At 62.0% G+C, this 9,275-nt stretch carries 9 protein-coding genes and 1 tRNA gene; 6 read left to right on the top strand and 4 right to left on the bottom strand.

The window, feature by feature from the left end; all coding sequences use genetic code 11:
• Positions 1–101: 101 nt before the first annotated feature.
• Positions 102–635 (top strand): GNAT family N-acetyltransferase, encoded by a 534-nt coding sequence (locus ACOZKU_RS27535; protein WP_421581580.1) that lies wholly within the window; start codon positions 102–104, stop codon positions 633–635.
• 303 nt (positions 636–938) lie between these two features.
• Positions 939–1,901 (top strand): alpha/beta fold hydrolase, encoded by a 963-nt coding sequence (locus tag ACOZKU_RS27530; protein WP_421581579.1) that lies wholly within the window; start codon positions 939–941, stop codon positions 1,899–1,901.
• Between the two features lie 5 nt (positions 1,902–1,906).
• Here ACOZKU_RS27530 and hisN read toward each other — a convergent pair whose 3' ends face one another.
• Positions 1,907–2,680 carry a histidinol-phosphatase gene (gene hisN, locus ACOZKU_RS27525; protein WP_421581578.1) on the bottom strand — a complete coding sequence of 258 codons (774 nt, stop codon included), beginning with the start codon at positions 2,678–2,680 and terminating at the stop codon, positions 1,907–1,909.
• 270 nt (positions 2,681–2,950) lie between these two features.
• A complete protein-coding gene (locus tag ACOZKU_RS27520) occupies positions 2,951–3,835 on the bottom strand; it encodes an N-formylglutamate amidohydrolase (RefSeq protein WP_421581577.1) in 885 nt (294 codons plus the stop codon).
• A 191-nt stretch (positions 3,836–4,026) separates the two neighbouring features.
• Here ACOZKU_RS27520 and cpdR1 point away from each other — a divergent pair, with 191 nt between their 5' ends.
• The 4 genes from cpdR1 (at position 4,027) to ACOZKU_RS27500 (ending at position 5,835) form a co-directional block, all read left to right on the top strand.
• Positions 4,027–4,389 (top strand): response regulator CpdR1, encoded by a 363-nt coding sequence (gene cpdR1 / locus ACOZKU_RS27515; RefSeq protein ID WP_069061148.1) that lies wholly within the window; start codon positions 4,027–4,029, stop codon positions 4,387–4,389.
• Between the two features lie 95 nt (positions 4,390–4,484).
• Positions 4,485–4,559: transfer RNA gene (locus ACOZKU_RS27510), tRNA-Val, on the top strand.
• Between the two features lie 257 nt (positions 4,560–4,816).
• The gene (locus tag ACOZKU_RS27505; protein ID WP_314086408.1) at positions 4,817–5,038 is read left to right on the top strand and encodes a hypothetical protein; all 222 of its coding nucleotides are present in this window, start codon (positions 4,817–4,819) and stop codon (positions 5,036–5,038) included.
• Positions 5,038–5,835, top strand: a complete 798-nt coding sequence (locus tag ACOZKU_RS27500) for a Ku protein (RefSeq protein ID WP_421581576.1) — start codon at positions 5,038–5,040, stop codon at positions 5,833–5,835. Before ACOZKU_RS27505 ends, ACOZKU_RS27500 begins: the two co-directional genes overlap by 1 nt.
• Position 5,836: 1 nt before the next feature.
• On the opposite strand, the gene ligD is transcribed toward ACOZKU_RS27500, so the two are convergent.
• Complete coding sequence (gene ligD, locus ACOZKU_RS27495; protein ID WP_421581575.1) at positions 5,837–8,389, bottom strand: DNA ligase D; 2,553 nt, start codon at positions 8,387–8,389, stop codon at positions 5,837–5,839.
• Positions 8,390–8,392: 3 nt separating this feature from the next.
• A complete protein-coding gene (locus ACOZKU_RS27490) occupies positions 8,393–9,244 on the bottom strand; it encodes a Ku protein (RefSeq protein WP_421581574.1) in 852 nt (283 codons plus the stop codon).
• Between the last annotated feature and the right edge of the window lie 31 nt (positions 9,245–9,275).

The following is a 9,275-nucleotide window of genomic DNA, read 5'->3' as shown; positions in this document are numbered from 1 at the left end:
GAACGCTTTTTCGGGCGTTCAAGAGGCGCGATGCAAATTGCTTTGGATCTGGGACCGGACGCGAATCCCGCCATAGTGCGCCTCTGCTGGAGAACCATGACATGACCGTTTTGCAGACGAGCCGCCTGACACTCACGCCCTGCACCCCTGATGATTGCGCCGATTTCATCGCGCTCGAACGCGATCCCGAGGTCATGCGCTTTCTCAACGGCGGCCACCCCGTCGATCGTGACCAAGCCGATCCCGACGCGACGTTCCTGATGCCCGATGGCACCGAGCCCTATGTCTGGACCGCGCGGCGCAGGAACGATGGTGCCTTCACCGGCTGGTTCTGTCTCTGGCCGGAGAGCACGGCCCTGGCCGAACTCGGATACCGCCTGCGTCGGACGGACTGGGGCCAGGGGCTGGCGGCGGAAGGGTCGCAAGCCCTGATCGAATGGGGCTTTAAAAACGCCGGCTATGATAGGATCGTGGCGACCACGATGGCCGTGAACCACGCCTCGCGCCGGGTGATGGAAAAGCTCGGCATGCGCCACACGCGCACCGAACGCATCGAATGGCCGGACCCCATTGCCGGCAGCGACCAGGGCGAGGTCTGGTACGAGTTGGCGCGCCAGGACTGGCGCGGTGTCTGATGCCTCCTTCGCCCGAAAAGATTTTCGCCAGATGAACGCCGGATGAACGGCCGCTTCGGACAGCGTTCAGCTTCGCACTGCTAGAACAGCAGCATCGGAAGCGAAAACTTCTGACGACCGGGGTGTAACGTCCCTTCCTCCCCGGTTAAATTGCGGCCGGACTGCATGTGCGCCACCCCCGTTGCCACATGCATCCGGCTTTTTTCTTTGACGGCGCCGGAGCGAGCGCCTATCCATCGTCCATCGCCGCCATCTTTCATCGACGCCCTCTTTCATCGTCGCTTGCCGAGACCTGTCCGCCCGATGGACCCCATCCTCCACGCCACAGCCGACAATCCGGTTCCCGAAAACAACTTCGCCGGCTTCATGGAAGGCCGCGGCGGCGTGAAGATCCGCTATGCCGTGTTCCGCTCAAAACAGCGCGAAGCCAAGGGCACGGTCGTGCTGCTCGGCGGCCGCAGCGAGTGCATCGAAAAGTATTTCGAGACGATCAATGACCTGACGGCGCGCGGCCTGTGGGTCGCTACCCTCGACTGGCGCGGCCAGGGGGGTTCGGACCGGCTGATCTCTCCGAGCCGCGCCGGCCATGTCGCCCGCTTTTCCGACTACGAGGCAGACCTCGCGCTCTTCCTCGAAAAGATCGTTCTGCCGGATGCCCGCCTGCCCTTCTTCATCGTCGCCCATTCGACGGGCGCTCTCGTCGCCCTCTCTCAGGCGCCGGAACTGGAAAACCGCATCGAGCGCATGGTGCTTGCCGCTCCATTCATCGCGCTTAGCGGCCAGTCGATGAGCCAGCGCAAGATCACCATCATCGCCCGCCTCGCCTCGCTGTTCGGGCTTGGCCGGCGCACCTTCCGCAAGGGCGATCCATCGCTCGATTTCGCGAGAAACGTCGTCACCTCGGATGCGCGGCGTTTCGCCCGCAATACGGCGATCTTCACCGAACACCCTGAACTGTCGATCGGCTGGCCGAGCGCGCGCTGGCTGAACGAGACGCTGAAGGCGATGACGCGCGTGACGCATCAGGATCACCTGACGCGCATCCGCATCCCGACCCTCATTCTCTGCCCGACGGCCGACAGGCTGGTGCCGCGCGAAACGATCGGCAACCTCGCCCGCATCTTCCGCGCCGCGCGCCTCATCGAGATCGACGGCGCAAAACACGAATTGTTCCAGGAATCCGACCGGTTCCGCGCCCAGGCGCTGGCGGCGATCGATGCCTTCATTCCGGGCAGCGACGCCGAGGAAACCAACCTCGGCGCCTGATCACCTCAAGGATTCAGGATCGCCATGGCCTGGTCATAGACCACACGGCTGCCGGCCGCGATGATCTCGCCGCCATTCTCCGCCGGCCCACCGTCCCAGGTCGTGATGATGCCGCCCGCCTGCTCGATAACCGGAATGAGGCCGCCGACATCATAGGGCTTCAGTCCGCATTCGACGACCAGATCGACATGTCCCGCCGCCAGAAGCGCATAAGCGTAGCAATCCACGCCATAGCGGAACAGCCGCACCTTGTCCTGCACGGCCTCGAATCGGGTCCTGCCGCTGTCCTTGAACAGATGCGGCGACGTCGTGAACAGGATCGCATCCGACAGGCTGTTGCAGGCCCGCGTCGAAAGCACTTTCTTCCCGTCCGGGCCGGCATAGTGCGAAGCCTTGCCATCGGCAAAATAGCGCTCGCCCGTGAAAGGCTGGTCGATCAGGCCCATCACCGCCTCGCCGTTGCGATAGAGGCCGATCAGCGTGCCCCAGACCGGCACGCCGGAAATGAAGGCGCGCGTGCCGTCGATCGGGTCGATGACCCAAACATATTCACGGTCGAGGCCGACCGAGCCATGTTCCTCGCCGAGAATGCCGTGATCGGGAAAATGCTGCTCGATCAGCGCCCGGATCGCCGTCTCAGCGGCGCGGTCGCCCTCCGTCACCGGGTCGAAGCCACCAGCCTCCTTGTTGACGACATCGGCGCCGACGCGGAAGCGCGGCAGGGTTTCCTTCTTGGCCGCCTCGGCAAGAAGGTCGAAAAAGGCGCGATCAGGCAACATGGAGGCTCTCTCGGAGGGATTTTTCACGCCTCTCCATACTGTATCGTCAGGCAAAACGGAACCGGATTGACGCGAAAGCCACCGGAAGGCGCACGCAACATTCTTGCTTGACGATCTGCAAACTTATCCCGCAGTTGCGCTTGACTCTTGTGCGGCGCAACATTATCTTTTCCTTACAGTCTTCACCGACTGTAAATACCCTCCTTGGGTGTTTCCTCCCTAGACTTGAACCGCGCCACAAGCGCGGTTTTTTTTGAGAGGGAAGCGGGCCTATTCGGCGGCAAGCGCCCGGTCTGCGGCATATTCCTCAACATGCTCGGAAAAGTCCTGCAGGAAGGCGGAAATCGCCGTCTGCAGCACGGCAAAGTCCGTCCGCTTGGCGAGCGTCGTCTCATCGACGTAAAGCGCGCGGTTCACCTCGATCTGCAAGGCATGCAGCCCCTTGGCGGGCCGACCGTAATGCTCGGTGATGAAGCCGCCCGCATAGGGCTTGTTGCGCACGACGGTAAAGCCCATGTCCTCAAGCAGCCGCATGGCGGTCCGCGACAGGTCGCCCGAGGCGCTGGTGCCGTAGCGGTCGCCGATGATGAAATCCGGCCGCAGCCCCGAGCCCGCCACACGGATGTTGCCCGGCATGGAATGGCAATCGATCAGCACCGAGAAACCGAAAGCGAGATGCGTGCGCACGACGAGGCGGCGCAGGCAGTCGTGATAGGGCTTGTAGACCGTCTCCACCCGCTCCAGCGCCTCCTCGACAGGAAAGCGGTGGCGGTAGATTTCCATATTCTCCGCCACGACCCGCGGCACTGTGCCGAGGCCGCCGGCGACGCGGATGGAATTGATATTGGCATAGGAGGGCAGCGCGCCCTCGAACATGCGCGGATCGAGCTCATAGGGCTCACGGTTGACGTCGAGCCAGGCGCGCGGAAAATGCGCGATCAGCATCGGCGCGCCCAGCGCCGGCGCTACGGAAAACAGCTCATCGACATAATGATCTTCCGAACGGCGGATACCGAGCGCATCCAGCCGCGACTGCGCAAGGAAGCCCTGTGGATAACGGCGGCCGCTATGGGGCGAGTTGAAGACGAGGGGCACGCTCTGCGAAACCGGCTCCAGCACTTCGAAGTGGCTGTTTTCGCTTGGGGCCCCCGCCATTATAGTCCTTTACCATGCCTTGAAATCATTGCGTCGCCCATGTTGCCAGCGGCATGCCCGCCTGTCCATACTGAGAACATTGGGCATAGGCCTTGCCCTGCCGCATTCACCGGATATTTACCGGAATACGTTTGTGTATCAGAACCGCCCGTCCGCGGGCCGACAACTTTCAGCAATGGTTCCCGAAATCCATGACACCCAAGATTCTCCTCGCCGAAGACGACAACGACATGCGCCGCTTCCTGGTGAAGGCGCTCGAAAAGGCAGGCTACCAGGTGCTGTCCTACGACAACGGCGCCAGCGCCTATGACCGGCTGCGCGAAGAACCCTTCTCGCTTCTGCTCACCGATATCGTGATGCCGGAGATGGACGGCATCGAGCTGGCGCGCCGCGCCACCGAGCTCGATCCCGATCTCAAGGTCATGTTCATCACCGGCTTCGCCGCCGTCGCGCTGAACCCGGATTCCAAGGCTCCGAAGGACGCAAAAGTCCTGTCGAAACCCTTCCATCTGCGCGACCTCGTCGACGAAGTCAACAAGATGCTGGCCGCCTAACCCCCGGAAAAGACCACAGAAACCGCGTGTAAAAAAAGCTTCAAAAAGCCTATTGACGCCGCCGGATGTTTTGTGATCTATGCCCCTCATCGGATGGGCGTGTAGCTCAGCGGGAGAGCACTACGTTGACATCGTAGGGGTCACAGGTTCAATCCCTGTCACGCCCACCATTCGAGTTCGTTGAAAAATCCGCTTCGGCGGATTTTTCCGTTTCAGGGCTTTCCAGAACTAGCAATGTCCTGGTAGCCGCATATTGCGGCATAGGTACCGCACTGCCTTCCCTACTGTTACTTAGGCGACAGCGCCGAACGTCGGCGTAATCGGTTTCGGCGATAAGCATGGAGAACAGAACTCTTCTATCCGCCGACTAGGCCGGGAACCGATACGGCCATGCCGCATTAGACCTCGTGAACACACGGAGGTTCCCATGGACAACAAGGACAGACTGATCCTGGCGCTGGCGGCCCTCCTGAGGGCGGAACGGGAAACGCGCGGCGCGTTGATGGAGGCTCTGGAGGAGGATTCCATTTCGCGCGAAACGCTGATGGCCATCCTCTCCGATCCGATCCCGGTCGTTACGCAGGACGACATCGCCTTTGCCGAGCGCTTCGCCTTGTCGAAGCACCTGCCGCTCGAAAGGAAGGGCTGATGGCGCCGCGCTCGTTCTGGAAGGGTTATCTCAAGCTTTCGCTCGTGACCTGTCCGGTGGCGATGACGCCGGCGATTTCGCAGGAGGACAAGGTCCGTTTTCGCACGCTTAATGCAAAAACCGGCAATCCCGTCACCAGCCGCTATGTCGATGCCGTCACCGGCAAGCCCGTGGCGGAGGACGACGAGGTCAAGGGATATCCGCGCGGAGAAGACGACTATGTGATGCTGGAGGATGACGAGATCGAGGCGGTGGCGCTGGAAAGCACGCGCACCATCGATATCGAGACCTTCGTGCCGCGCGAGACGATCGAATGGATCTGGTATGACACGCCGCATTTTCTCGTGCCCAACGACCGGGTCGGCGAGGAAGCCTTTTCCGTCATTCGCGAGGCGATGGCCTCCACCGGCACCGTCGGCATTTCCCGTGTCGTGCTCTATCGCCGCGAGCGTGCCGTGATGCTGGAGCCGCGCGACAAGGGCATCGTTCTCTGGACATTGCGCTATGGCGACGAGGTGCGGGCCGAAAAGGATTATTTCGAGGGCCTGAAGACGGAAAAGCAGCAACCGAAGGCGCTCGCGCTGGTGAAAACGCTCATCAAGGAACGCACCCGGCCATGGAGCCCAGAAATGGCGGCTGATCCGGTGCAGGACCGCCTGCTCGACATCATCGCCGCGAAGAAAAAAGGCCGCAAACGCCCGGCCAAGGCCAAGGCGCCGCCGCCGACATCGGGCAATGTCATCAACATTATGGATGCCCTGCGCAAGAGCATCAAGGCGGAGGGCAAGGGCAAATAGCTCAGCCCTTCGTTTTGCCGTTTTTCAACGGTTCCGCCGCTTTCTGGAAATCCGCCCAGGGATCGGCGCTTAATGCCCGCAGGCGCGTCGGCGTGTTTTCTACGGTGAAATAGGCCGGACCGATATCCGCACTGAGCTCTTCCCAGGCAAGCGGCATCGAGACGGCGGCTCCCGGCCGGGCGCGGGTGGAATAAGGCGCCACGGCCGTCATGCCCCGCTGGTTGCGCAGGTAGTCGATAAGGATCTTGCCATGGCGTTTCGACTTGGTGATGGTCGAGACATACTTGTCGGGGCTGTCCTTGGCCATCGCATCGGCAACAGCTTTGCAGAAGGTCTTGACCGCCGGCCAGCGCGCCGAGGGTTTGAGCGGAGCGCAGACATGCAGGCCCTTGCCGCCGGATGTCTTGATGAAGGCGTTGAGACCCGCCGCTTCCAGGCGCTTGCGCGTCTCCTCGGCGGCATCGATCACGGCCTGCCAGGTGACATCCTCGCCGGGATCGAGGTCCATGATGATGCGGTCCGGTCGCTCCCAGTCGGAAAGCGTCGACCCCCAGGGGTGAATTTCCAGCACAGCCGATTGCACGAGACTTATCAGGCCGTCGACATCGTTGATCGCGACATAGGGTTCGTCGTCCTTCTCGGCCGGGTCCTGCACCTCGACGATATGGGCATTGATGCCCTTCCAGGCGTGTTTCTGGAAGAAGGTCTGGCCCTCGATCCCGGTCGGCGCGCGCAAGAGCGCGAGCGGCCGACCGACGATATGTGGTGCGATGTAGCGCCAGACCTCGGTATAATAGTCGGCAAGACCTTCCTTGGTGACACCTTCGCCCGGCCAATAGACGCGATCGGGATGGGTAAGGCGCACGGTGCGGCGTGACGGCTTCTCGGCCTTGGATGCGGTGGCTGTCTTCGATTTCGGCATTTCGGCAACGACCTCCTTTGCCGGCTTGTCCTCCCTGAGGCCGCGGAACGAAGCATGACGCAAATGCCCGTCCGCCGTCCAGGCGCGGAATTCGACTTCGGCAACCAGTTCCGGCCGCACATAACGCGCCTGGCGCGCTTCCTCGGCCGTCAGCTTGCGGCCGAAGGGGCTTTCGTCGGTGCGCAAACGCGAGAGGCGCTTGAAGAGATCGGCGGCGACGGGGGCTGAAAAGCCGGTGCCGACGCGGCCGACGGGTTCGAGTTTGCCGCCCTTGTAGACGCCGAGCACGAGCGAGCCGATAGACTGGCGCGAAACGGTTGATGGCACGTAGCCACCGATGACGAATTCCTGCCGGGCCGAACATTTCGACTTGATCCAGCTCCTGCTGCGCCCTTCCCGATAGGGCGCATCGCGCAGTTTCGACACGACGCCCTCGAGGCTGAGACGGCAGGCGTGGCGCAGCACCAGCGCGCCGTTTTCATCGAAATGGCCGCTATAACGCAGGATTCCATCCATTCCCGGCACCAGTTTTTCAAGAAGGGCCTTGCGCTCTTCCAGAGGAAGGCGCGTCAGATCGTAACCGTCCAGATGGAGGAGATCGAAGAGATAGAAGGTGAAGCGATCGTCCCGCCCGGCACTGAGATCCGCCTGAAGGGCGGAAAAGTCGGATGCGCCGGCGCCGCTCTCCACCACGAGTTCGCCATCGATCAACGCGGCGCCTATGGGCAGCTCGGCCAGCGCCGTAACGACGGTCTTGCCGAACTTTTTCGTCCAATCCAGCCCGCTGCGGGTGAGAAGCCTGACCCGTCCAGCCTCTATTCGGGCCTGAAGCCGGTAACCATCGAACTTGATTTCATGCAGCCAGCCGTCACCGGCCGGAGGGGCTGCGGCAAGCGTTGCCAGCATCGGCGGCAGAAAGTCCGGCAGCTTCGCCTTGCGCGCACCCTTGATACCGGAGGGATCGGGCGCTTCCGCCGCGACCAGCTCTTTCTCGACCGCCTTCGCTTTCGATTTTTTCGCCACGGATTTGCGAATGCGTCCCGTCTTCGAGGACCAGCCCGGCTCCTCCCCGGCGACATCGGCGATGCCTCGGCCCGTCTTCACCGATTCCGGCCGCTCGTCGAGCAGGCTGTCCTCGCCATCGGGCAGGGCGAATTCGTCGTCCCCCTTGATCAGCAACCAATTCTCGCGCTTTTCGCCGGGCTTGCCATGCATGCGCACGAGATGCCAGCGGCCGTGCAGCTTCTCGCCCTCGAGCGTGAATTCCATGTGCCCCTTGGCATAGGTCTTTCGGGCATCGCCGATCGGCGTCCACGTGCCGCGGTCCCAGACGATGACGGTGCCGCCGCCATACTGGCCCTTGGGGATCGTGCCTTCGAAATCGCCATAGGCCAGCGGATGATCTTCGACATGCACTGCCAGCCGCTTCTCGCTCGGCACGAGGCTGGGGCCACGCGTCACCGCCCAGCTTTTGAGCACGCCATCCATTTCGAGACGGAAATCATAGTGCAGCCGTGTAGCATCGTGTTTCTGGATGACGAAGCTGTTGCCGCTTCCGCGGGCCTTCTTGCCACGAGGTTCGGACGTGGTCTTGAAATCGCGTTTCTGCCTGTAGACGTCCAGCGTTGCCATGCATCACCCTGCCTTGCGGCGTTTCACCGCCGTTTTGTTTGCCGCCGCGGTTTTCTTCGCCTCGCGCTTGGCGGGCTTTTCATTCGTGCCGGCGCTCTGGCGCAGGGCCTCCATGAGATCAATGACCTTGCCCTCGGCCTTCGGCTTGACGGGCTTGATCTTGCGCCCTTCGATCTTCGCCTTCACCACTTCGGCCAGCGCGGCATCGTAACGATCGTCAAAGGTCTTCGGGTCGAAGCGGCCGCTCTTCGTCTTGATGATATGTTCGGCAAGCTCCAGCATCTCGCCCTTGAGCTTGAGCGCGGGTATTTCCGAAAAGGTCTCCTCGGCCGAACGCACCTCGTAGTCATAATTGAGGGTGGTTGCGATCAGTCCGTCACCTTCAGGGCGGATGAGCAGGCTGCGCACCCGGCGGAAGAGCACCGTCTCGGCCAGTGCCGCCACCTTCGTCGCCTTCATGCCTTCGCGGATCAGTGCGAAGGCCTCCGCGCCATGCCGGTCAGAAGGCACGAGATAATAGGGCTTGTCGAAATAGAGGTGGTCGATGTCGTCGCAGGCGATGAAGGCGTCAATTTCCAGTGTCTTGTCGCTCTCGGGAACCGCGGCGGCGATTTCCTCGGGATCAAGTGCTATATAGTCGTTCTCACCCGCCTCGTACCCTTTCACCTGGTCCTCCCGCTCCACCACTTTACCCGTCTCGCTATCGACGAACTCCCGGTGCAGGCGGTGACCGGTCTTGCGGTTGAGCATGTGGAAGGCGATGCGTTCACTGGTCGAGGCAGCGGTATAAAGCGCGACAGGACATACCAGTTCACCCACCTTCAGAAAGCCTTTCCAGTTCGCTCTCGGCGCCACGCTCGTTCTCCCGCTTTAAAGCGGAGGCAAT

Origin of the sequence: Shinella sp. M31 (assembly GCF_049199205.1) — a bacterium.
Taxonomy (GTDB): Bacteria; Pseudomonadota; Alphaproteobacteria; order Rhizobiales; family Rhizobiaceae; genus Shinella.
This window is presented reverse-complemented; position numbering and strand designations above follow the sequence as displayed.

What these genes read in the sequence shown, in the direction of transcription:
- ACOZKU_RS27500 (WP_421581576.1), top strand. Translation starts at nt 5,038, where the DNA reads ATGGCGCCGCGCTCGTTCTGGAAGGGTTATCTCAAGCTTTCGCTCGTG.
- hisN (WP_421581578.1), bottom strand. Translation starts at nt 2,680, where the DNA reads ATGTTGCCTGATCGCGCCTTTTTCGACCTTCTTGCCGAGGCGGCCAAG.
- ligD (WP_421581575.1), bottom strand. Translation starts at nt 8,389, where the DNA reads ATGGCAACGCTGGACGTCTACAGGCAGAAACGCGATTTCAAGACCACG.
- ACOZKU_RS27535 (WP_421581580.1), top strand. Translation starts at nt 102, where the DNA reads ATGACCGTTTTGCAGACGAGCCGCCTGACACTCACGCCCTGCACCCCT.
- ACOZKU_RS27530 (WP_421581579.1), top strand. Translation starts at nt 939, where the DNA reads ATGGACCCCATCCTCCACGCCACAGCCGACAATCCGGTTCCCGAAAAC.
- ACOZKU_RS27505 (WP_314086408.1), top strand. Translation starts at nt 4,817, where the DNA reads ATGGACAACAAGGACAGACTGATCCTGGCGCTGGCGGCCCTCCTGAGG.
- cpdR1 (WP_069061148.1), top strand. Translation starts at nt 4,027, where the DNA reads ATGACACCCAAGATTCTCCTCGCCGAAGACGACAACGACATGCGCCGC.
- ACOZKU_RS27520 (WP_421581577.1), bottom strand. Translation starts at nt 3,835, where the DNA reads ATGGCGGGGGCCCCAAGCGAAAACAGCCACTTCGAAGTGCTGGAGCCG.